Below are 18,899 nucleotides of genomic sequence, written 5' to 3' on the forward strand. Positions count from 1 at the left end.
TAGTTTCTTACCATTACCCATATGGGACTATATACTAAACCATTTGTCTGTAGTCATTACATTTGAAAAATTGGATTGTAGAATGTATGGCACAATTCTCATTTATAAAGTATAAATAAGGTTGCAACTATACCCATAATCTAGAATTTCATTGACATCTCAGCATTCCCATTATATATTATTAATACCAGTTAATATCGTGATTCTGTAGCTCAGCTGGGAGAGCACCACCTTGACAGGGTGGGGGTCGCTGGTTCGAGCCCAGTCAGAATCATACATGAAACCCTAGAGCCGCAATGGTTCTAGGGTTTTTCATTTTCGTAGATATTCGCCAAAAAGAGCATTTGTTGACGAATTGTTGACGAAATCTTTAAATGCTCTTGTTTTGAGGTGAAAAAAAATTATCCAATTTATTCGCTGCTTCCTTATCTGCAGTTTGTAGAGCATGCCCATAAGTGTCCATTGTAATGCGAATATCAGCATGACCAAGACGTTCCGAAATGATTTTTGCATGTACGCCCTGATTGATTAAAAGTGTTGCTGATGTATGGCGCAAATCATGTAATCGAATATACCTAACCTCCGAACGCTTAATAAAACGTCTCCACCACGTTGTAGGTGTGGAAGGAAAAAAATGTGTTCCATCTTCATTACAAAAAACCCATTCATGTTCTTTTTCTATCCGACGATCACCAGATCTTAGTTTTTCTTTTTTCCAATAGGTATAGAACTTTTTTAATTCTTCCACGATAGATGGAGGGATAGATACAAAACGTTTTGACTTTTTCGATTTCGGACCTTTGATTAAAGGTCTCCCATTTTCTCCTTTGACTATTACCTGTTTAATATTTATTGTTCCTTTTTCAAGATCAATATTAGGCCATTCAAGTCCTAGAAGCTCACCGCGTCTTAAACCAGCTGCCAAAGCTAATGTAACAAAGATTCTCCAATGGAAAAGTTCATATTGTACTAGAGTGAAAAGTTGCTGTACTTCTTTTTCACTATATACATTTGCTTCATGATCCTTATTATCTCTTGGTTTTTTCACTTCAGCTACTGGATTAGATTTAATAATTTTCCAGTCTACCGCGCGCTGAAAAACATTTCTTAAAGCACGATAAATATATTGCTTAGTACCTACAGAAATATCCCCATTTTTACCGTCTTTTCTTTCTATTTGGTTGAGGAAATTTATAACGTGTATTGGTTTCACTTGATCTAATCGTTTTTCCTCAAAAACCGGTAGTATGTGATTTTGCAGATTTAATTTATAATTATCCAACGTTCCTGGTGATAGTTCATTTTTTGCATATTTCACTTCCCATTCTTTTACGAATTCCCCAAATTTCATCTTTTCTGGGGCAATGTATTCACCTGCTTCTACTTCCATTTTAAATTTTAAAAGTTCTTCATTTAAAAAATCCTTTAGCTTTTTAGTAGTTTTCAAAAGTGCTGGATCTTCAACCCGTATAGTTTTGGTTCTCTTATTCCGTTTACCTTTTATATATCCAGCCTCAACAACTAATAGAAAAGAGTTTGGTCCACGTTTTTGAATACTAGCCACAATGTACACCTCATTTCATTAAACTTGTCCATTTATAACATAATTAGTAATTTTGTATTTTGATAGGTTGCCTTAGATACAATTTTAATAGTACATACGTTCGTTGCAATGGTAAAAAAATATAATCATGTTAGTTAGCTATTAAAAATTCCATTTTTCTCTCATTAGGTAAGAAGCTTAATACCTCGTTGAGATCCACCACTGGCAAAACAAATTGTTGAATCACACATGGATCTACGCCATGCTTCAAAATTCTATTTTTTACAGAGTTCAAGTGGACTCCAAGTTTATTCTGGTAGGATGGATTAATTAATAACTCTGATTGATAAATCGAAATACTTATCACCGAATCATCCATGTGATCCAATCCTATAAATTCAATTGGCTTTATTAAATCAAAATAGAAAACAGGCTTATCCCAGTTTAATTCAGACGAATTAAATGTAAGTACATACAAGTATGGAACTAATTTCTCATTAATGTATTCATGATAGAGTCTTTGTTGTGGCATTGACTGTGTAACCTCTTTTCTTTTCAAGTATGATGCTTAATTGTTTTAACACTTCATTTGTTTCATCGGAATAGGGTGGGGCTTTAGGATATAAAGCATCCATGTATCTACGATGTTCCTCGTCCATTTTCGCTTGTTGGATTCGCCTTTTGAATTGTCTGAGTCGCTCGATGGCGAATTCCTCTGTAACATTAAATGTCTTCATAACAAAAGGAACTCCATCCTTAATATTTACATAACTTGAAATTTCATAGTTTAATAGTATGAATGATGGAATGTAGAAATGATAACCAAAATTATCAGCTTCATTTTCCTGGAGCTGGCGGAATTGATTTGACATAGATGACTGACAGCCATCATGTCTAAATACATGTCCTAGTTCATGAGCAAAATCTTGCCACTGCTCTTGTGGTGATAATTCTTCATTTATGCAAATTAGGAATTTTCCTTTGTAGTAAGTAACCTGGCTTGTTTCATCCCAATATTCCAATTTAATATTTAATTTTCGAGCAATTTCCATTATGTTTATTTCATGTGGATAAACTATGGATAATTGTGAATAGAGATTTTTAATAAAATCTTCAAGGTGTGTAAACGTGTACAAGAAAATCTCCCTTTCAATAGAATGTATGTTCTGTTTTAGTTTGAAATAAAATGCCCCGATAAAAAAATCAAGAGCACTTTAGTATTACGATTTTTTAATCTTCCAACCGCCAAACATTTTTGGTGTAGCTACATCTTTATTGAAACTATCCACAAAATACACCATTACTGGATCTTTAGCTTTTCCAGAATTGATTACGATTTTTTGAACAGTTTCACCTACTTGTTCTGCAAATCGTTCTTTTTCATACTCCGCAGAGTAGTACCATGAGTCACTTACAACAACATTTACCATATCCCATTTGTTATCATATCTTGGCTGAATGCTAAGTATTACACCTGAACCTGTTTTAATTAATGCATCAATAGTTTTATTGAAATTCTTATTTTGTTGGTCTGCTACCGCAGTTTTATTTGGATAAGCTACAGTTTTTGTTTTTAAGATAGCAGAATTACCGGTTTTATTTTTATTTACTAATTTACCTGTAAGTTTTTCACCTTTATTACCATATATCTTTTTAATGGATTCAGGCTGTGGTTTTTTATCATAATTAAAACGGAACATTGCCGAAGTAGCTATATAGCCGACACCCCATTTTTTAGGTATGGTAAATTCTTTTCTGATCTTTCCATCTTTAGTTTTAATAAACTCATCAATAATATCAATCTTACCATTCATTAAAGTAACTTCAAATATTCCACCGTCAGGCACGTTTGAATCTATTGAAACTAGTACTTTACCATTTTTCACTTCGGCATTTAAGTTACCTTTAAAGTTTAATAGTTCCTGTTGTTTTTTACGGTCTTTTTTTTGTTCTTCCAATTTTTTTGCAGCCGCATTTACAGCATTAATTTTTTTATTAGAAGCATTTACTGAATCGTTAGCTTTTGGAGAAATGAAAACACCTAAAATAAAGAGAACGATACTAGCGGAAATAACAATTAGTGGTATCTTCTTTTTCCTTCTTCTAATTAGATTAATTAATAGGTAAACAATTCCACCCAAAAATGCTAGAAAACCTACAGAAATAAATACAATGACAAGAAATAAAAACCCCAATAAAATATCCCCCTTATTATTTATTGATATATGTATTTATTCGCTAAATCCCATGCAGTAAAGTAAAAAATAATACATACAAATAACTGTATGCATTTATTCATCCTTGTCGTTTTTAATAATTTCCCACATCTTACGTAGTTTCCGAAGATCCTCTTCATCGGATTGAGGGAGTTCTTTAAACCATCGTTTAAGTTCTGGATCCTTAATGAAAGTTTGAAATTTTTCATCATCATTACTATATGCAGGATCATCTGTTCTTCCTAATAAGTAATCACTAGATACTTCATAAAGATCAGATAATTTTCTTAATGTATCAGTATCGGGATCCCTATAATCTCTTTCATAATTAGAAAGGACAGTATTTGTTATCCCAACTTTATCAGCAACATATTTTTGGGACCAATTTCTCTTTTCTCTTTCATATTTTAAACGTTTACCTAAACTCATAAATGATCCCTACCAATCAGATATCTTATGAATATAATATAGCAATATTTCACGTTACGTTAAATAAAATCCACAAAAAGTTAAAAAATAGTTGACTTCCACTTTACGTGGAGTTAATATAATTACAAGAAGTTCACTTTACGTGGAAAAAGGGTGGTGAATAAATGGAAATTAATGAAATTGTTAAGTTTTTAAGAAATTCTAAAGGAATTTCTCAAACGTTCTTAGCCAAAAAGTTAAAGTTATCAGTATCTGGTTACAACATGAAAGAGCGCGGGAAACGTCCAATAACTATTAAGGAATTAGAAAAAATAGCAATCATCTTAGAAGTACCAGTATCAATTTTTTTTGATGAAAAGTTCCACGTAAAGTGTAAATCAATTAAATCAAAGGTGGTTAGCTAATGAACGAGCTACAGCACATTTTTAATTTCAAAGGTATAGATCTTCGCACAGTAATTTTTAATGATGAACCATGGTTTGTCGCAAAAGACGTTTGTGAAATTCTAGAGCTTACAAATCCTACAATGACTCTCCAAAGATTAGATGAAGATGAACGTGCTAAGTTCAACTTAGGGCGTCAAGGTGAAACAAATATCGTAAATGAATCTGGTTTGTACGAATTAATTTTTGCTAGTAGGAAGCCTGAAGCAAAGATGTTTAAAAAATGGCTTAAGCAAGAAGTTCTTCCTTCTATTAGAAATACTGGTTCTTATTCGACGGGAAAAGTCGTTCCCATGTCAAAGGATAAAGCGCTTGTAACAGTTTTAAGAACCACTGCTGATCTAGTAGAAAGCCACGAAGAAATAGTTAAAGAACAACATGAAATACGTAAGTTAGTTACTCAAATTGATTACAAAGTGGAAGAGCAAATCACACTAACCAGCGGTGAACAGCGTAGGCTCCAAAAAGGAATCGCTTCTAAGGTTTATGAAATTTGTAATGATCCACTTCAACGGTCATCACTATTCCGTGAGATACATCGTGAAATCAAAGAACGCTTCGGTGTTGCTTCATATAAAGATGTAAAGCGTAAGGAACTGCAATCAGCCATTCGTTATGTAGAGAATTGGATTCCAAAACGGGTTTCATAAACTTCTCAATAGGAGGCCAGCACCATGGATTTCGCCGAGAAAGCATTGTGGGCCGAATTAAAATATAAAGTCTATCTGGCAGCTTTAATGGTTAATGACGGATACACAAATGAAGATGTCATTGATCAACTTATGGAGATTGTTCAAATCCTTGAAAACTCAACACCTTGAAAGGCGGTGGTCATATGCAAAGAAACACTATGACAGTTAGAGAAGTTGCTGATTACTTAGGTGTTCATTCCGACACCGTGTACACAATGGTTCGTCTTAAACAAATACCTCACTTCCGTGTAAGAAGACGGATATTGTTTTCGTTAGAATCCATAAATGCCTGGATTAAAAACCAAGAAACAAATCTAGTAAAGGCTATCTGATTATAGATTAATAGACTTCAATGTATAGGAAAATATACCAAATCATACAAAAGGGAGATGTAATATGAAGGATTCATTTATCAAAAATTCAATTAATGCAGGTGAAGCTATTCAAACGCTTCTGCAAGAGGAGGAGATTGACGGAGTACAATTAGCGCTTGATTTAAATGTTTCTCCACAGCTGGTTAGTCACATGAAAACAGGCAGAAGGAATATGCAGCAAGATATTGCAAAACGTTCCTTGGAAGTTTACGACGATCCAGAATATGCGATGGAGTTAATTTATGAATTTAGTGGAGGATATACATCACCTGTCTTAACAGGAAAGGCAATAGAACATCACCGCTTGGCATTTGAAGAATTTGCTGTTAGAGAAATGGAGGACACTATCAAAATACTTCACGATGTTAGCTTAGTTAAACCTCCAAAGGAAACGAGTGAAGATGAGAAGGCTCGTATTTATCAGGTGATTGATGAAATTACCGATGCGGAAGTTGCTCTTTCTAATTTAAAAGCAATTCTTGCAAAGGAATATGGAATTTCTTTAAAAGATCAAATGAGAAAAAGAATTCCATATTGGAAAGCGAAGGGGTGGATTTAATGAAAACAACTAATGTGAAGTATTGCGGTGAGTGTTATAGAGACTTTTTACATCTTGAACTAGTATTTTATGCACCAATTGAAAACAACTGTTTTTGCAATAGATGTAAAAGAAAATTAGATATCAAAGATTGGGAATTACGAAAATTTAAGATGGAGGATGAAAACAATGAAGTTCATGTTCTCAGCTAGTAAATTGATGAAAGCCAGCGAAGTGAAAGTGCTTTGTAAGGTAATGAGAGAAAATAAACAGGTTTTAGCACAGCAAGAATTAATAGCAAAAACATCATTGTTTAATAGAAAAGAAAAAGCAGCAAGCTAAGCGGCAACTTAACTTACTGCAGAATCAACAACGATTGCTATACACGTTAAATTCATTATATCATTCACATTTTTATATGGCAACGATGGGCACTTAGTGCCTGTCATCATGGCTGGGAGCTGGACAACCCCCATCCCCCATAATCCCCTCCGGTTCCTGGTCATGATGATGGACATTAATCCATTAATAAATATGAAAGAGGGAGGTGAATAAATTGATAGAAACAAAATTTGGACCTATCTATGAGCCTGAAAATAGTGAAGTAAGACCACTATTTGAATGGCTAAAAAAGTACCAACCAACTTTGGATGGATCAAGAGCTTACTCGGATGTTGCTGACATTTATCTTTCTCTAGAATTTGACTTATCCAAACAAAACAAAAGACACGCCGGGTAAACGTGTCAGTAGTTCAAAAAACATATTATATGCCGATTATATCTTATTTTATGGTCGGCTTCAAGTGGAGGTTAATCATGAGAACAATACGATTATTAGAATTAAATCTGAAAAATTTCAAGGGTGTAAAAAATTTTTCTCTACAAGCTAATGGAGAAAATGTTAGTGCATATGGAGATAACGCTACTGGGAAAACAACATTATTCGATGCATTTATTTGGATTTTGTTCGATAAGGACAGCCAAAACAAAAAAGATTTTTCTATTAAAACGGTAGATTCACTTGGTAATGAACTTCATGGTTTAGAGCACGAAGTGGAGGCAAAATTTCTTATCGACGGTAAACCTTTATCATTACGAAAGGTTTATTCAGAAAAATGGACTAAAAAGCGCGGAGCTGCTCAATCTGAATTTACAGGACACACTACAGATTATTTTGTAGATGGAGTGCCATCGAATAAGACGGGTTATACAGAACGTGTTTCTTCCTTAATCGATGAAGATATTTTTAAACTTCTTACAAGTCCATCTTATTTTAATGAGCAATTAAAATGGCAGGATCGCCGAAAGACCTTACTTCAAATTGCTGGAGATGTAACGGATAAAGAAGTGATTAATTCCAATCAAATTTTAGCAGAATTAACGTCTATCCTAAACGGTCGTAGCATTGAAGATCATCGAAAAGTGATTGCTGCCAAACGTAGGGAAATAAATGAACAGTTAGAAAAAATTCCTGTTCGTATTGATGAAATAAATCATGGGCTTCCAGATATTAATGGCTTAAATAAGCAGGTATTAGAAGGTGCAATCAATCAATTAAATAAGGATATCGATGAAAAAACAGATTTAATCAGTAACATTCGAAACGGTAATGCCATTTCTCAAAAACAAAAGGAAATTCAGGAAATTGAGATTGAGCTCCTTCAGATTAAACAAGAGCATGAATCTGGGTCCAAGGATGAAATTTATAAATTAAAAGCGCGGATACAAGAGGAACAATCTAATATTTCCATTTTAAACTCTAAATTGGAAAGCCTGAAAAATCAAAAACGATATAACGCTGATAATATCAATCGAATTGATGAAAGTTTGATTCAACTACGAAATGAATGGCATGAAGTGAATGAAGAAGTATTTTCTCATACAGATGCATGCGAATGTCCTGCTTGTGGACAAGCTTTGCCAGAAGAAGAGGTAATGGCAGCAAGGGAAAAAGCTTTGTCTCAATTTAATCTATCAAAAGCCAAAAGGCTTGAAGATATTAGTGAAAAAGGCAAGCAAGGGAATGAACAGAAGCAGAAATTCATTGGTGAAAATGAAAACCTTGCTAAGGAATACGAAAAAGTAAACGTTCAAATTGCTGAGAAGCAACATTTCCTTTCTACATTAAGTGAACAACTTAAGACACTCGAGACCAGCATTATTGATATTACGGAAAATCCTCAGTATGTTGCGAAACTGCAAGAAAAAACCAATCTTGAAAGTGAAATAAAGGGTTTGAGTATTTCTTCTCAAGAGGCTATCACAGAAATCCAGCAAGATATAGCAAAACTTAAGTCAGAACGTGAAGAGTATCAACGGGAGCTAAACAAGTTTTCCATCGTCGAACTATCACAAAAACGAATTGATGAACTTACTCAACAAGAACGTGATCTAGCTGCCGAATATGAAAAGTTGGAAAAAGAGCTTTTCCTGACAGAAGAATTTATTCGTACAAAAGTGAATTTACTCGAGGAGAAAATCAATTCGAAATTCCAATATGCGCGCTTTAAATTGTTTGATACACAAATCAATGGTGGATTACAAGAAACATGTGTCACTACTCTTAACGGTGTTCCTTACGATAAAGGCCTTAACAATGCAGCACGTATTAATGTTGGATTAGATATCATTAATACACTTTCTGAGCACTATAAAATGCTAGCACCAATCTTTATCGATAACCGTGAGGCTGTAACTAAGCTGATTGATACTAAGTCGCAAACTATTAGCTTGGTAGTTTCGGAAAAAGATAAGGCTTTACGTGTAGAAAATAACAATTCATTAATGAAGGAGGCAATTTAATGCCGAAGTTCATCATTAATGAAGTTAAAGAAATCACTATTGAGGCAGAAATAATTGCGAAAAGTGCTCAAGAGGCAATGGGTTTATATAAAGGTACAAAAGGAAAGATTGGTTCAAAGGCTTCAGAAGAAACACATATTATTGTCAAAGAAATAGAGGAGGTAGATTCAGTTGAGTAATCAAAATCAATTAGCCATGGTTAAGAAAGATACAGTGGATGTCGTAGCTGCAAAAGTAGAGAATTTCAGGAGCGCGGAGAACTTCATTTCCCTGCGAACTATAGTCCAGACAATGCAATGAAAAGTGCTTGGTTGCTACTACAAAATGTTCAAGACCGGAATAAACAACCAGCTTTAAAGGTATGTACGAAAGATAGTATTGCAAATTCCCTTCTGGATATGGTTGTACAAGGTCTTAACCCAGCTAAGAAACAAGGCTATTTCATCGTATATGGGAACCAATTGATTTTCCAAAGATCCTATTTTGGTACTATGGCTGTAACCAAAAGGGTAACTGGAGCAAAAAGTATTGATGCAGCTGTCATCTACGACGGTGATGATGTTGAATATGAAATGGAAAATGGTCGTATTACCAACCTGAAACACAAACAAAAATTCGGAAATATAGATAAAGAAAAAATCATTGGCGCTTATTGCACGCTTGTTTTATCTGATGGAAGTGTTTATCACGAATTGATGACAATGGATGAAATCCGTAAAGCATGGAGTAAATCTCAAATGTGGGGTAAGGACCAGAGCGAAGAACGAAAAGGAAGCACTCACGATGAATTCAAGCAAGAAATGGCTAAGAAAACAGTAATAAATCGTGCGTGTAAAAAGTTTCTAAATTCATCAGATGACAGTAGTTTGATTATGAAACACATTAATCGAGCTGATGAAATTGCAGCAGAGGCGGAGGTAGAGGAAGAAATCCGGAACAATGCCAACGGTGAAATAATTGATGTTGAATATGAAGTGGCTCCAGAGGAATCAAATCAAATTGAAGATGTTGCTTTTCAACAAGAGGAAACACAATCTGAATACACTGGAACGAATGGACCAGGATTCTAATGATTGAAATCAAATCTTTTGGAAGCTCTAGTGCGGGGAATTGCTACTACATAACAGATGGTAGCACTCCCTTACTGTTAGAAGCAGGAATCAAGTTTAAAGAGATACAGAGGAAATTGAACTTTCAAACTTCCAATATTGCCGGGTGCCTTATCACTCATGAACATGGAGATCACTGCAAGGCAATAAAAGATGTTTTGAAGGCAGGGATTGATTGTTATATGTCTTCCGGAACAGCAGGAGCAATAAAAGTAAATCACCACAGAATTAAGCAAATTAAGACTAAAGAACAGTTTCAAATAGGAACGTGGACCATTTTACCTTTTGATGTTCAGCACGATGTCAGCGAACCATTTGGATATCTACTTGTTAATCAGGCAGGAGAGAAACTTTTATTTGCTATTGATACCTATTACATCAAATATCGATTCCAGGGCATTACACACATTATGGTTGAGTGTAATTACTCTATGAAAATTCTAAACGAAAATATTGCAAGCGGCCGTACTCCAAAGTTAATGAAAAAAAGGCTTATGCGGTCCCATATGAGCCTAGACAACTTCAAAGAATTTTTAAAAGCAAATGATTTAAAGAATGTACAAGAAATCTGGATGTTGCATTTAAGCGATTCTAACAGTAATGCTGATTTATTCAAACAAGAGATCATGGAGCTCACAGGAAAGATGGTGATTATTCCATGAATATTCTTTATCATGTTGGCGAAATTTGAGGAACGATTTTAGGAATATTGGAGGGATGATCATGGATGGCTAATGTACAAGTCGAAAATGGCTACATAAGGATTGCAACGGAACTGATGGATGAAATCATTAGGAGAGATTTTTCAAAGCGTCAATTAGCCATCCTTCACTTTATTATCCGGCTTTCCTATGGTTGCCAGAAAAAAGACTGTGTAATAGGAAAATTTAATGCTTTTGAACTAGCAGGGCTAAATAAATCGGATATCAAGAAAGAGTTAAAGTTTTTAAGGGAGTGCCGGGTAATTAATTGGGATGAAAACACCATGATTTTTTCCATAAATAAGGATTATGAAAAATGGCAAATAAATCCGAATAAAGGTTTTGAAAAAGAAAAGTTAGATCAATTAATCCATGAAAATATAAAAAAATTTGTTGGTAAAACACCAACTAATGAAGGTGAAAAGGTTGGTAAAATACCAACCATATCGAAAAGTGAAGTTGGTAAAATACCAACAAATTTAGATGAAAAAGTTGGTAAAACACCAACCAATGAGTTGGTAAAACACCAACTTCAAGAGACCGAAATCCCTTGGGAGGGTAATGTAGAAGAGGTGCCTAAAGATAGTATTAAAGATAGTTATTTAAAGATAAATACTACTACTACGGCAGCCGTGGAAAATCCCATTCAACTATTTGAAAAATTACTTTGCCGATTGTCGCCTATGCAAATGGAAAGCTTAATTAAATGGGAAAAAGCTTTTAAAGGGAAATCGGAAATCGTTAACGAGGCAATCACAATAGCGGATAACAAAAATAAACGTTATTTCGGCTTTGTCGAGTTCCTCTTAAAAGAATGGGCAAATAACAATTTGGATTCTCTTGATAGAGTAAGAGCTTTTGAACAAGAAAAGTTTAATAAAACAAAACCTAGATCCGGATATGGAAGAAAACCAATTAGAACAGAAAAGGTTCCAGATTGGTATGAGAAACAAAAACAGCAACAGACTGCTTCTAAACCGCCAAATCAAGAGCAAGAGGAATCGCCAGAAGAAAAACGCGCTCGTTTACTAGAAATACAGAAAAAATATCAAAATTCCGGATTCTGAAAGGAGTAAAAAGATGGGCATCCTTTTCAATGCAGTCCAGCAGGATATGAAGCGCAATTTCATAATCCAACAACTTCAAGATGCCAACATCACAGAATATCAAAATCAAAATATCTTAGATTTAGACTATCAAACTCTTAAGTATGTTTTAAGCATGCACAAAATACAAAATTCGTGAGGTGAACCAAATGAATTTAGAAAAAATGTTATCTGCTCAAGCCGAATTAGATAAACATATCATTGAGAAAAAAGGATTACATGGTTTTGATTTAGTACCGAATACATTCCTTGCCCTGCAAGTTGAATTAGCTGAATTTGCAAATGAGGGGCGCTGGTTTAAGCATTGGAGCGATGATCAGGAACCAAGGACAATTAAATGCATCAAAGAATCGAAACTAGAGACTGTTGACGGAATTAGGAAGGTTGTTGATGAAGGCGCTTATATAAATCCACTCCTTGAGAAATTCGCAGATGCCATCCATTTCTACCTTTCCATCGCTAATCAAAAGAGTTGGCAAGATTCTCTGTATATTTATGAGGAGCAACTTGATCCAGATGATTTTGACGGTGATTTAACAGCTTGGTATTTAGAAATGACTTATTTCATTAACAAATCTCATTTCGAAAAACCTAGCGAAGAAAAAAGCAAACAGTGGAAAGAGAAATTTGGTTTCCCGGAAAAACAGTATTGGTTCCGAATGGCATGGATTTTGTTCTTAAATATTGGGATAAATGGTTTTGGATTTACTCCAGAACAGATTGAGGAAGCTTACTTTGCTAAAAATACAGTAAATCATCAACGTCAGGAGAGTGGATATTGATGAATTGCCCAATTTGCAATCGACCATTAAAAAGCAAACGTAGCATCGAGCGCGGTATTGGTCCTGTATACGAGACCAAGATTGCTAAGTTGAAAGATAAAGAGAACGAAAATCAGATTTCTTTTGAAAAGGAATTAAGCGAGGAATAAAAATGCAACGTATGTCAGCATCAGATTTTCGCAAAATGAACACTAAGAAGCGACCGAAATACGGTAACCATAAAACCGTCATCGATGGTATTAATTTTGATTCAAAAGCAGAGGCGATTTACTACAACCAGCTCAAATGGCTTAAGCAGGCAAAACAAATCAAAAATTTTAAGCTACAGCCTAAATACATACTTCAAGAAGCTTTCACCAAGAATGGTAAGAGATTTCGCAAAATTGAATATGTTGCAGATTTTGAGGTTCATAAGCTAGATGGATCCGTGGAAGTAGTGGACATTAAGGGAGTCGAGACAAAGGAATTTGTTATTAAGCGTAAGTTGTTTGAACGGAAATATTTAAATACACTTTCAGTCTTAGTTTATGATCCTTCCTTCGGATTCGTCGAATTGGACAAGCTTAAAAAATTGAAAGGGAAGGTGAAACGTTGAAATTTCTAGCATTGCTATTTTATGTGAATCAATATTTATTACGGTTTGTTAAAGGGAGATATGGTTTAAACCGAGCAATGTCTGAAATTCATACTGAGCTTTTAGTCTATAGAAATAGCAAAAGTAGGTGTAAAAATGGTTGAAATAAAGATTTCTCCTAGAAAAATGGGGGCACCAAGATTTGTTTCATCTGCAGACGGTTGGAAGCCAAAACTAACTGAATTTAAACTCACACCCGAGCAGTTAGAAGGGTATAAAAAAGGTGAAAAAATTGAAAATATCTTGAAAGGAGATAAGCCTGTGGAATTAACAAGGGAACGGTATTTGAAACTTAAAAGCCAAGGTACTTCGGATATGAAGATTGTGAAGGAATTTGGATTTAAACATATAGGCGAGATTACCCAATGGAAAAAGGATAACTTTTCTCCGGAAGAGATTGAGCAATTGAGGATAAACACTTTACATGTAAAACGTACAGGTACTGTTAATAAATCGATTTTAAGCCCTTCGAATGTTTCTGAGACTAAAACTACAAAAAAATGAAGTTCCTCTTGAAATGGAGGAAATGAGCAAGGAAATAGACCTACTTAAACGGGAAGTAATCGATGCACACAAACTCGTCGCTGAAATGGATGAAAGATTAAGTGATTCATTACTAGAACATCTTAGAAAAGATGAGCTTATCGAAAAGCTTCAAAAACAGCTAGGTTCATCCGTAGAGCTTTATGAAACGGCCATGGTTGATAAAGAAGCGATTCAAAAGGAAAATGTAACTCTTGAAAATAATATACAGGATTTAATTAATCAGAGAGACCTTTTGAACAAACGATGTGATCGATATCAAACTGAATTATTGGATTTAGAAGAAGAGGTAAATGGGCTAAGACGTTTTGCCATGGTTAAACTTAAAAAGGATGTTTTCCCTGCATGACACGACGAGTGGTAGAGCATAAGTATCATGGTACGGATAATGAGCTGCTTTTAGTCGTTACAGTTTTCGAGGAAGGCATAAACAAGCAATCTATTAAAAAGATGAATCCATATACCAAGAAAATCAACACACTTATTTCTTCCGGTAATAGATACGATTGGAAACGGAGTGGTTGATGTGGGCAAGGCGGCAAGATTAAAAAAAGAGCGGGCAAAATTGCCTGCTCACCCTAAACCAATGGAACCGGTTTTGATTGAAGCATATAACCGCGGTAGGGCAATGGGATGCAAAGCTCAACGTGAAGCCGATATAGAGCAGCTGATGAAGATACTGGAAGGTATTGAGGATATAGTGGGTATTGGAGACAAAACTGCGTGGAAAGTCCGGGAGTTCTTCTTGCTGCAGTTTGGTCAAACAAAATCATAATTGTGTTTCCAAAAAACAAATCGAAATGGGGAAATATAATGAATTTAAATCAAATGGTAATGGATAGCTTAGCGAAAATGGATACTGAGGGGAAAGTACAGGAAATCGTTGAAAAACACGTTTCTTCAACAATCGAATCCATTGTAAAGGATGTCTTTGGTAGCTGGAGCGATTTTTCAAAAAATTTAAAAGATCAAGTACAGGACCAACTTCAAATTAATTTTAAAGAGCTTGATTTAGCATCATACAACACTTTGATTATGAAGGCTATCAATGAGAAGTTAAATGATACCATTGCTACAGAAGGTTTGGCCCGTATTAACGGTCAAATTGATGAACTTCTGAGTGACACAAAAGATGAATACAAACTTTCCGAATTAGTGAAAGAGTTAGTCAGTGAAATTGATGATTTAGATGACCTTGGATATGAAGATTACCATGAGATGTCAATGCACATTAGAACTCCTTACGGATTAACTTATATTCACCTGGATGCCGAAAATGGAAAAGATGAATATGAGTGCAAATATAAAATTTGTATTGATCCCCGAAAAAATAATGAGATTGTATCAATTGATATCCAAGAGGATCGTTACGGTAGAACGAAAGAATTAAAATCATTTGATGTTCGTGCAATTATGAGAGGTTTTAGGGGATTGGAAGAAACATTATTTAAGCTTTATGCACGCAAAGGAAGAATCATTCTTGATGAGGACCAAGTTGAGCTTGAAATATCTAATCCTGAATATGACTGAACCTAAATAAGCATTGTGTTGCTTAGATAAGGAATAACCCTACCTAAGCATTGACCATAACCAAACTATCACATAAAGAACAATGAGTACACAGAAAACCAATGTTAATCCGGCAGCGAATAAAAAACCACCAACAAACAGAATACCAGCGCCAATAAGAACAGGGAGATGTTTATAGAAATAATGTTCTTTTCTTAATTCCCACCATAAATAACTAGTTGGGATAGTCATAATTAAACATAGCAATCCAGCGACCGAATCAATTAGAAAATAACTTGGGTGTTCCCCGTAATTTAGGAATAATTTTAAGTCTTGGGATGCAGGGAATCCATGGTTATAAAAGAGGGAAAGACCTGAAAAAAGTAAACAAGGAATCAGAATAAAAAAATAATTTTTCCCTTGAAGATTAATAGCGATACTTCTTATAACATTTAATATTCTTGTTAGTCGTGACTCGTAGTACATTCTGGCACCTCCATAAATTTATTTATTTTTCATATTTTACCATGGAAGTGCTGACAGTTTAATAGTTTTTTCTACAAAGTTTTTACTTATGCAGATATTTCAGCAAATAAGTTTACTAGATAAGGAGGAAAGCCAGTGCAATTAGATTTGTTCAGAGAAATAATAGTAGATAATTTCGCAGGAGGCGGTGGTGCCTCCACTGGAATAGAAATGGCTACTGGTCTTTCTGTAGATATAGCAATTAATCATGATCCTGCTGCCATCGAAATGCACAAACTAAATCATCCAGACACAGAACATTATTGTGAGAATGTATGGGATGTGGATCCAAAAGAGGCTGTTAAAGGAAGAAAAGTTGGACTAGCATGGTTTTCTCCAGATTGTACTCACCATTCCAAAGCTAAAGGGGGAAAACCTGTAAAACAAGAAATTCGTGGACTTGCATGGATAGCAGTTAAATGGGCGATAGCAGTTAAACCGAGAGTGATAATGCTTGAAAATGTAGAGGAATTTCAAGATTGGTGTCCATTAGATGAAAATGGGAAACCAAGAAAAGATTTAAAAGGAATCACTTTTAAAAGTTTTGTTAGGGCCCTCGAATCTTTAGGTTATAATGTACAATTTCGTGAATTACAGGCTTGTGACTATGGAGCACCGACAATTCGCAGACGTTTTTTTATGGTTGCACGATGTGACGGAAATCCAATTGTTTGGCCAAAACCAACCCATGGCGATCCTCAAAGTCCTGCAGTTCAAAGAGGTAAATTAAAGCCTTGGAGAACATCAGCAGAAATTATTGATTGGACAATTGGAGCACCTTCCATATTTGACCGAAAAAAACCTCTTGTCGTTAATACATTGAAACGAATTCAAAAGGGTCTAGAGAGATTTGTAATCAATAATGAAAAACCATTTATGGTGCCGGATGAACATAAAGCAGCATTTTTAATAAGTTACTACACTGAACAATCCGAAAAAGAGGTGAGAGGTCTTTCACTTGATACTCCACTACACACCATAACTGCAGGGGGAAATCGATTTGGATTAGTTACTGCATTTCTAACTAAGTATTATGGACAAGGTGTTGGGCATGGATTGTTTGAACCACTTCATACCATTACTACAAAAGATAGATTTGCTTTAACTGCAGTAAAAACAAACGGATACCAAATTACAGATATCGGATTACGAATGCTCCAACCACATGAACTTTTTGCAGGACAAGGATTTCCTAGTAATTATATTCGTACTGGTACTAAATCTGATCAGATAAGGCGTGTTGGAAATAGTGTTCCTCCACCATTTGCAAATGCACTTGTTAGAGCCAATTTACCGGAAATGTGCGTGGAGCATAGCCGATACAATACAGCGATCGCAAATTAAGGAGACAAAATGATAGGAGAGTTCGATATGGGAAGAAAATTAAAAAAAATTAAATTTGAGATAATCGAACCTATTCATTGGGACAACTGGGGGAGAATAGTTGTCGCTTTCAGAAAAGGAGATATATGTACAGGCGAGGGAGAATTTGATGAGGAAGGAAATCTTATCTATGCTTCCGCAGAAAGTTCAATATATGACGGGATCTCTGATTCAATTCCGATTGAATCAATTCATGTAATTAATAGAACAGTTGATTAGGAGGAATAGAGGATGAAAGTAACTGCACAGGATATTAAATATGTCCTCAGTGTAAAACATAGAGAAGATTTCTTTCTCACTGAGGTTAAGAACGGATCTACATGGAGCAGTAGAGAATTAGCAATCATGGACGGATTAGCCATTAAGAAAAGCTGGGCTAAGCCTTGCTTAACTGGATACGAAATCAAGGTCTCCCGTTCTGATTTTATGAATGATGAAAAGTGGCCGGTTTATAAGGAATTATGTCATCGATTTTACTTTGCTTGTCCTACAGGTCTTATCCAAGCCGAAGAACTGCCGGATGATGTTGGACTCGTTTGGTTCAATCCTGAAAAGAAAACATTATATACCAGGAAGAAAGCTAAATTTCGCGATATTGAAATGTCTGCAGATCTTTTTTATTACATCATTTTAAGCCGGTTAGAGAATGAAAAACATCCTTTTTTCAGCAGTCAAAGAGAATTGTTGGAGCAGTATGTGATTGATAAAGCAAGTAGGTATGAACTAGGTCGCCGTGTCGGATCAAAGCTTATGAAAGACCTAGTTGATTTAGAAAAGCAAAACCAAGAGATGAAACGGAAATTAGAGAGGCTTGAACAAAATGAGATTGATTTTAAACGATTTCAAGGAGTAATGAGAAAGAATGGGCTGAACTCTTATAGATGGAATGCAGCCGAGGAATTGGATGAGGCATTATCAACTTCTGTTCCACCTAAGTTTATCGAAACTGTTCAATCCATACAGAATTCATGTAATAGATTATCAGAAATGGTTCAGAAATAGTTCTTATTAAGATTAAACAAGGATGGTGTTCATATGAACTTCGCTGAACAGTTAAATGCTAAGAAAAATTGGAAAGTAATCGATTTTGCTAATGAGCTTTTAGAAACAATTAAACCAAAATTAATCAATTCTGCCGAAAAAGGTTATACAGGTTATAAGTATACGATTGATACGAATAATCCTTATGAAAAAGAAAAGCTGCAATTGTACTCAGATCCATTGTTTGTCGAACACCTCAATAAAAATCTTGACGGTGTAAAGGTTCGTTATGAAAAAGAATTTGTAGAAAATTTGTTTTTTAAAGGTTATGGATGGTATAAACATTATTTAATTTTCAATTGGTGAAAAGTAGATTGAAGATTATCCTTCATGAAAAATATTAATGTTTAATCATCCATGAAAATATTGTGTTTCCATATTTTGCAACCAACCAAATAAATAAAAAGGCAACTAAAAGAGCAACTAGTGATCCAAGCAATTTCTTAAGTTCTTTGATTAACATACAAATCCCCTTTGAAAAAATCATATTAAAAAAAGCCAGGATTCCTCCTGACAACCTATTATTATT

General features: G+C 34.8%; 34 protein-coding genes and 1 tRNA gene. 27 read left to right on the forward strand and 8 right to left on the reverse strand.

Features of this window, described 5'->3' with window-relative positions:
- Nucleotides 1-201 precede the first annotated feature (201 nt).
- A tRNA-Val gene (locus tag KHA87_RS02190) sits at nucleotides 202-274 on the forward strand.
- A gap of 96 nt (nucleotides 275-370) precedes the next feature.
- On the opposite strand, the gene KHA87_RS02195 is transcribed toward KHA87_RS02190, so the two are convergent.
- The 5 genes from KHA87_RS02195 to KHA87_RS02215 all read right to left on the reverse strand — a co-directional run bounded on the left by KHA87_RS02195 (nucleotide 371) and on the right by KHA87_RS02215 (nucleotide 4,188).
- Nucleotides 371-1,564 carry a tyrosine-type recombinase/integrase gene (locus tag KHA87_RS02195; RefSeq protein ID WP_213092472.1) on the reverse strand — a complete coding sequence of 398 codons (1,194 nt, stop codon included), beginning with the start codon at nucleotides 1,562-1,564 and terminating at the stop codon, nucleotides 371-373.
- Between the two features lie 130 nt (nucleotides 1,565-1,694).
- Nucleotides 1,695-2,075, reverse strand: coding sequence for a hypothetical protein (locus tag KHA87_RS02200; RefSeq protein ID WP_213092473.1), 381 nt, complete (start codon nucleotides 2,073-2,075; stop codon nucleotides 1,695-1,697).
- Nucleotides 2,050-2,679: an ImmA/IrrE family metallo-endopeptidase gene (locus KHA87_RS02205; protein WP_213092474.1), complete on the reverse strand. Its 630-nt coding sequence runs from the start codon at nucleotides 2,677-2,679 to the stop codon at nucleotides 2,050-2,052. The genes KHA87_RS02200 and KHA87_RS02205 overlap by 26 nt, the downstream gene beginning before the upstream one ends.
- An 84-nt stretch (nucleotides 2,680-2,763) precedes the next feature.
- A complete protein-coding gene (locus KHA87_RS02210) occupies nucleotides 2,764-3,738 on the reverse strand; it encodes an O-antigen ligase family protein (protein ID WP_213092475.1) in 975 nt (324 codons plus the stop codon).
- A gap of 96 nt (nucleotides 3,739-3,834) precedes the next feature.
- Nucleotides 3,835-4,188, reverse strand: a complete 354-nt coding sequence (locus tag KHA87_RS02215; RefSeq protein ID WP_213092476.1) for a helix-turn-helix domain-containing protein — start codon at nucleotides 4,186-4,188, stop codon at nucleotides 3,835-3,837.
- Between the two features lie 164 nt (nucleotides 4,189-4,352).
- On the opposite strand from KHA87_RS02215, the gene KHA87_RS02220 reads away from it, so the two are divergent.
- From KHA87_RS02220 to KHA87_RS02245, 6 genes are all read left to right on the forward strand, one after another.
- Complete coding sequence (locus tag KHA87_RS02220) at nucleotides 4,353-4,592, forward strand: helix-turn-helix domain-containing protein (RefSeq protein WP_213092477.1); 240 nt, start codon at nucleotides 4,353-4,355, stop codon at nucleotides 4,590-4,592.
- Nucleotides 4,592-5,281: a BRO family protein gene (locus KHA87_RS22100; protein ID WP_249310068.1), complete on the forward strand. Its 690-nt coding sequence runs from the start codon at nucleotides 4,592-4,594 to the stop codon at nucleotides 5,279-5,281. The genes KHA87_RS02220 and KHA87_RS22100 overlap by 1 nt, the downstream gene beginning before the upstream one ends.
- Before the next feature lie 24 nt (nucleotides 5,282-5,305).
- Entirely contained in the window at nucleotides 5,306-5,452 is a 147-nt protein-coding gene (locus tag KHA87_RS02230) for a hypothetical protein (RefSeq protein WP_213092478.1), read from the forward strand.
- 14 nt (nucleotides 5,453-5,466) lie between these two features.
- Nucleotides 5,467-5,655: a helix-turn-helix domain-containing protein gene (locus KHA87_RS02235; protein WP_213092479.1), complete on the forward strand. Its 189-nt coding sequence runs from the start codon at nucleotides 5,467-5,469 to the stop codon at nucleotides 5,653-5,655.
- A 64-nt stretch (nucleotides 5,656-5,719) separates the two neighbouring features.
- Nucleotides 5,720-6,256: an XRE family transcriptional regulator gene (locus KHA87_RS02240; protein ID WP_213092480.1), complete on the forward strand. Its 537-nt coding sequence runs from the start codon at nucleotides 5,720-5,722 to the stop codon at nucleotides 6,254-6,256.
- Nucleotides 6,257-6,424: 168 nt separating this feature from the next.
- Nucleotides 6,425-6,577 carry a hypothetical protein gene (locus KHA87_RS02245; protein ID WP_213092481.1) on the forward strand — a complete coding sequence of 51 codons (153 nt, stop codon included), beginning with the start codon at nucleotides 6,425-6,427 and terminating at the stop codon, nucleotides 6,575-6,577.
- Between the two features lie 8 nt (nucleotides 6,578-6,585).
- Here the strand turns inward: KHA87_RS02245 and KHA87_RS22330 are convergent, their stop codons facing one another.
- Nucleotides 6,586-6,711: a hypothetical protein gene (locus tag KHA87_RS22330; RefSeq protein ID WP_283249405.1), complete on the reverse strand. Its 126-nt coding sequence runs from the start codon at nucleotides 6,709-6,711 to the stop codon at nucleotides 6,586-6,588.
- An 80-nt stretch (nucleotides 6,712-6,791) separates the two neighbouring features.
- Here KHA87_RS22330 and KHA87_RS02250 point away from each other — a divergent pair, with 80 nt between their 5' ends.
- The 16 genes from KHA87_RS02250 to KHA87_RS02320 all read left to right on the forward strand — a co-directional run bounded on the left by KHA87_RS02250 (nucleotide 6,792) and on the right by KHA87_RS02320 (nucleotide 15,442).
- Complete coding sequence (locus KHA87_RS02250; protein WP_213092482.1) at nucleotides 6,792-6,974, forward strand: hypothetical protein; 183 nt, start codon at nucleotides 6,792-6,794, stop codon at nucleotides 6,972-6,974.
- Between the two features lie 77 nt (nucleotides 6,975-7,051).
- A complete protein-coding gene (locus tag KHA87_RS02255; RefSeq protein ID WP_213092483.1) occupies nucleotides 7,052-9,037 on the forward strand; it encodes an AAA family ATPase in 1,986 nt (661 codons plus the stop codon).
- The gene (locus tag KHA87_RS02260) at nucleotides 9,037-9,216 is read left to right on the forward strand and encodes a hypothetical protein (RefSeq protein ID WP_213092484.1); all 180 of its coding nucleotides are present in this window, start codon (nucleotides 9,037-9,039) and stop codon (nucleotides 9,214-9,216) included. The genes KHA87_RS02255 and KHA87_RS02260 overlap by 1 nt, the downstream gene beginning before the upstream one ends.
- Nucleotides 9,209-9,337, forward strand: coding sequence for a hypothetical protein (locus KHA87_RS22335; protein WP_283249406.1), 129 nt, complete (start codon nucleotides 9,209-9,211; stop codon nucleotides 9,335-9,337). Before KHA87_RS02260 ends, KHA87_RS22335 begins: the two co-directional genes overlap by 8 nt.
- Nucleotides 9,334-10,107, forward strand: coding sequence for a recombinase RecT (locus KHA87_RS02265; RefSeq protein ID WP_249310069.1), 774 nt, complete (start codon nucleotides 9,334-9,336; stop codon nucleotides 10,105-10,107). The genes KHA87_RS22335 and KHA87_RS02265 overlap by 4 nt, the downstream gene beginning before the upstream one ends.
- Nucleotides 10,107-10,808: an MBL fold metallo-hydrolase gene (locus KHA87_RS02270; RefSeq protein ID WP_213092485.1), complete on the forward strand. Its 702-nt coding sequence runs from the start codon at nucleotides 10,107-10,109 to the stop codon at nucleotides 10,806-10,808. Before KHA87_RS02265 ends, KHA87_RS02270 begins: the two co-directional genes overlap by 1 nt.
- A gap of 65 nt (nucleotides 10,809-10,873) precedes the next feature.
- The gene (locus tag KHA87_RS02275; RefSeq protein ID WP_213092486.1) at nucleotides 10,874-11,914 is read left to right on the forward strand and encodes a replication protein; all 1,041 of its coding nucleotides are present in this window, start codon (nucleotides 10,874-10,876) and stop codon (nucleotides 11,912-11,914) included.
- Between the two features lie 13 nt (nucleotides 11,915-11,927).
- A complete protein-coding gene (locus KHA87_RS02280) occupies nucleotides 11,928-12,092 on the forward strand; it encodes a hypothetical protein (protein WP_213092487.1) in 165 nt (54 codons plus the stop codon).
- A 10-nt stretch (nucleotides 12,093-12,102) separates the two neighbouring features.
- Complete coding sequence (locus tag KHA87_RS02285) at nucleotides 12,103-12,735, forward strand: dUTP diphosphatase (protein ID WP_213092488.1); 633 nt, start codon at nucleotides 12,103-12,105, stop codon at nucleotides 12,733-12,735.
- On the forward strand, nucleotides 12,735-12,884 hold the full coding sequence (locus tag KHA87_RS02290; RefSeq protein WP_249310283.1) for a DUF6011 domain-containing protein: 150 nt from the start codon (nucleotides 12,735-12,737) through the stop codon (nucleotides 12,882-12,884). The genes KHA87_RS02285 and KHA87_RS02290 overlap by 1 nt, the downstream gene beginning before the upstream one ends.
- Nucleotides 12,885-12,895: 11 nt before the next feature.
- Nucleotides 12,896-13,330 (forward strand): DUF1064 domain-containing protein, encoded by a 435-nt coding sequence (locus KHA87_RS02295; RefSeq protein ID WP_249310284.1) that lies wholly within the window; start codon nucleotides 12,896-12,898, stop codon nucleotides 13,328-13,330.
- A 135-nt stretch (nucleotides 13,331-13,465) separates the two neighbouring features.
- The gene (locus KHA87_RS02300) at nucleotides 13,466-13,873 is read left to right on the forward strand and encodes a hypothetical protein (protein WP_213092490.1); all 408 of its coding nucleotides are present in this window, start codon (nucleotides 13,466-13,468) and stop codon (nucleotides 13,871-13,873) included.
- Between the two features lie 22 nt (nucleotides 13,874-13,895).
- Nucleotides 13,896-14,261 carry a hypothetical protein gene (locus KHA87_RS02305; RefSeq protein ID WP_213092491.1) on the forward strand — a complete coding sequence of 122 codons (366 nt, stop codon included), beginning with the start codon at nucleotides 13,896-13,898 and terminating at the stop codon, nucleotides 14,259-14,261.
- A complete protein-coding gene (locus KHA87_RS02310; protein WP_213092492.1) occupies nucleotides 14,258-14,437 on the forward strand; it encodes a hypothetical protein in 180 nt (59 codons plus the stop codon). Before KHA87_RS02305 ends, KHA87_RS02310 begins: the two co-directional genes overlap by 4 nt.
- Before the next feature lies 1 nt (nucleotide 14,438).
- Nucleotides 14,439-14,687 (forward strand): hypothetical protein, encoded by a 249-nt coding sequence (locus KHA87_RS02315; RefSeq protein ID WP_213092493.1) that lies wholly within the window; start codon nucleotides 14,439-14,441, stop codon nucleotides 14,685-14,687.
- A gap of 38 nt (nucleotides 14,688-14,725) precedes the next feature.
- Nucleotides 14,726-15,442, forward strand: a complete 717-nt coding sequence (locus tag KHA87_RS02320) for a hypothetical protein (protein ID WP_213092494.1) — start codon at nucleotides 14,726-14,728, stop codon at nucleotides 15,440-15,442.
- Between the two features lie 39 nt (nucleotides 15,443-15,481).
- Here KHA87_RS02320 and KHA87_RS02325 read toward each other — a convergent pair whose 3' ends face one another.
- Nucleotides 15,482-15,907: a hypothetical protein gene (locus KHA87_RS02325; protein WP_213092495.1), complete on the reverse strand. Its 426-nt coding sequence runs from the start codon at nucleotides 15,905-15,907 to the stop codon at nucleotides 15,482-15,484.
- Nucleotides 15,908-16,042: 135 nt separating this feature from the next.
- Between KHA87_RS02325 and KHA87_RS02330 the strand changes: the two genes are divergently transcribed.
- Genes KHA87_RS02330 through KHA87_RS02345 form a run of 4 tightly spaced genes read left to right on the forward strand, consistent with a single transcriptional unit; the run spans nucleotide 16,043 to nucleotide 18,676 of the window.
- Nucleotides 16,043-17,290, forward strand: coding sequence for a DNA cytosine methyltransferase (locus tag KHA87_RS02330; protein WP_213092496.1), 1,248 nt, complete (start codon nucleotides 16,043-16,045; stop codon nucleotides 17,288-17,290).
- A 27-nt stretch (nucleotides 17,291-17,317) separates the two neighbouring features.
- Complete coding sequence (locus tag KHA87_RS02335; protein ID WP_213092497.1) at nucleotides 17,318-17,548, forward strand: hypothetical protein; 231 nt, start codon at nucleotides 17,318-17,320, stop codon at nucleotides 17,546-17,548.
- A 12-nt stretch (nucleotides 17,549-17,560) separates the two neighbouring features.
- On the forward strand, nucleotides 17,561-18,331 hold the full coding sequence (locus KHA87_RS02340) for an MmcB family DNA repair protein (protein ID WP_213092498.1): 771 nt from the start codon (nucleotides 17,561-17,563) through the stop codon (nucleotides 18,329-18,331).
- A gap of 33 nt (nucleotides 18,332-18,364) precedes the next feature.
- Nucleotides 18,365-18,676 (forward strand): hypothetical protein, encoded by a 312-nt coding sequence (locus KHA87_RS02345; RefSeq protein ID WP_213092499.1) that lies wholly within the window; start codon nucleotides 18,365-18,367, stop codon nucleotides 18,674-18,676.
- 34 nt (nucleotides 18,677-18,710) lie between these two features.
- Here KHA87_RS02345 and KHA87_RS22340 read toward each other — a convergent pair whose 3' ends face one another.
- Entirely contained in the window at nucleotides 18,711-18,833 is a 123-nt protein-coding gene (locus KHA87_RS22340) for a hypothetical protein (protein WP_283249407.1), read from the reverse strand.
- Nucleotides 18,834-18,899: the final 66 nt, after the last annotated feature.

It is taken from the genome of Bacillus sp. FJAT-49736 (assembly GCF_018343615.1).
Classification (GTDB): domain Bacteria; phylum Bacillota; class Bacilli; order Bacillales; family Bacillaceae_C; genus Margalitia.

Bases quoted from the DNA above. Each gene is read 5' to 3' on its own strand.
- KHA87_RS22100 (WP_249310068.1), top strand. From the start codon at position 4,592: ATGAACGAGCTACAGCACATTTTTAATTTCAAAGGTATAGATCTTCGC.
- KHA87_RS02320 (WP_213092494.1), top strand. From the start codon at position 14,726: ATGAATTTAAATCAAATGGTAATGGATAGCTTAGCGAAAATGGATACT.
- KHA87_RS02215 (WP_213092476.1), bottom strand. From the start codon at position 4,188: ATGAGTTTAGGTAAACGTTTAAAATATGAAAGAGAAAAGAGAAATTGG.
- KHA87_RS02310 (WP_213092492.1), top strand. From the start codon at position 14,258: ATGACACGACGAGTGGTAGAGCATAAGTATCATGGTACGGATAATGAG.
- KHA87_RS02335 (WP_213092497.1), top strand. From the start codon at position 17,318: ATGGGAAGAAAATTAAAAAAAATTAAATTTGAGATAATCGAACCTATT.
- KHA87_RS02275 (WP_213092486.1), top strand. From the start codon at position 10,874: ATGGCTAATGTACAAGTCGAAAATGGCTACATAAGGATTGCAACGGAA.
- KHA87_RS02285 (WP_213092488.1), top strand. From the start codon at position 12,103: ATGAATTTAGAAAAAATGTTATCTGCTCAAGCCGAATTAGATAAACAT.
- KHA87_RS02265 (WP_249310069.1), top strand. From the start codon at position 9,334: ATGAAAAGTGCTTGGTTGCTACTACAAAATGTTCAAGACCGGAATAAA.
- KHA87_RS02220 (WP_213092477.1), top strand. From the start codon at position 4,353: ATGGAAATTAATGAAATTGTTAAGTTTTTAAGAAATTCTAAAGGAATT.
- KHA87_RS22340 (WP_283249407.1), bottom strand. From the start codon at position 18,833: ATGTTAATCAAAGAACTTAAGAAATTGCTTGGATCACTAGTTGCTCTT.
- KHA87_RS02270 (WP_213092485.1), top strand. From the start codon at position 10,107: ATGATTGAAATCAAATCTTTTGGAAGCTCTAGTGCGGGGAATTGCTAC.
- KHA87_RS02240 (WP_213092480.1), top strand. From the start codon at position 5,720: ATGAAGGATTCATTTATCAAAAATTCAATTAATGCAGGTGAAGCTATT.
- KHA87_RS02305 (WP_213092491.1), top strand. From the start codon at position 13,896: ATGAGCAAGGAAATAGACCTACTTAAACGGGAAGTAATCGATGCACAC.
- KHA87_RS22330 (WP_283249405.1), bottom strand. From the start codon at position 6,711: ATGGGGGTTGTCCAGCTCCCAGCCATGATGACAGGCACTAAGTGCCCA.
- KHA87_RS02295 (WP_249310284.1), top strand. From the start codon at position 12,896: ATGTCAGCATCAGATTTTCGCAAAATGAACACTAAGAAGCGACCGAAA.
- KHA87_RS02300 (WP_213092490.1), top strand. From the start codon at position 13,466: ATGGTTGAAATAAAGATTTCTCCTAGAAAAATGGGGGCACCAAGATTT.
- KHA87_RS02345 (WP_213092499.1), top strand. From the start codon at position 18,365: ATGAACTTCGCTGAACAGTTAAATGCTAAGAAAAATTGGAAAGTAATC.
- KHA87_RS02260 (WP_213092484.1), top strand. From the start codon at position 9,037: ATGCCGAAGTTCATCATTAATGAAGTTAAAGAAATCACTATTGAGGCA.
- KHA87_RS02280 (WP_213092487.1), top strand. From the start codon at position 11,928: ATGGGCATCCTTTTCAATGCAGTCCAGCAGGATATGAAGCGCAATTTC.
- KHA87_RS02235 (WP_213092479.1), top strand. From the start codon at position 5,467: ATGCAAAGAAACACTATGACAGTTAGAGAAGTTGCTGATTACTTAGGT.
- KHA87_RS02255 (WP_213092483.1), top strand. From the start codon at position 7,052: ATGAGAACAATACGATTATTAGAATTAAATCTGAAAAATTTCAAGGGT.
- KHA87_RS02230 (WP_213092478.1), top strand. From the start codon at position 5,306: ATGGATTTCGCCGAGAAAGCATTGTGGGCCGAATTAAAATATAAAGTC.
- KHA87_RS02245 (WP_213092481.1), top strand. From the start codon at position 6,425: ATGAAGTTCATGTTCTCAGCTAGTAAATTGATGAAAGCCAGCGAAGTG.
- KHA87_RS02200 (WP_213092473.1), bottom strand. From the start codon at position 2,075: ATGCCACAACAAAGACTCTATCATGAATACATTAATGAGAAATTAGTT.
- KHA87_RS02325 (WP_213092495.1), bottom strand. From the start codon at position 15,907: ATGTACTACGAGTCACGACTAACAAGAATATTAAATGTTATAAGAAGT.
- KHA87_RS02340 (WP_213092498.1), top strand. From the start codon at position 17,561: ATGAAAGTAACTGCACAGGATATTAAATATGTCCTCAGTGTAAAACAT.
- KHA87_RS02290 (WP_249310283.1), top strand. From the start codon at position 12,735: ATGAATTGCCCAATTTGCAATCGACCATTAAAAAGCAAACGTAGCATC.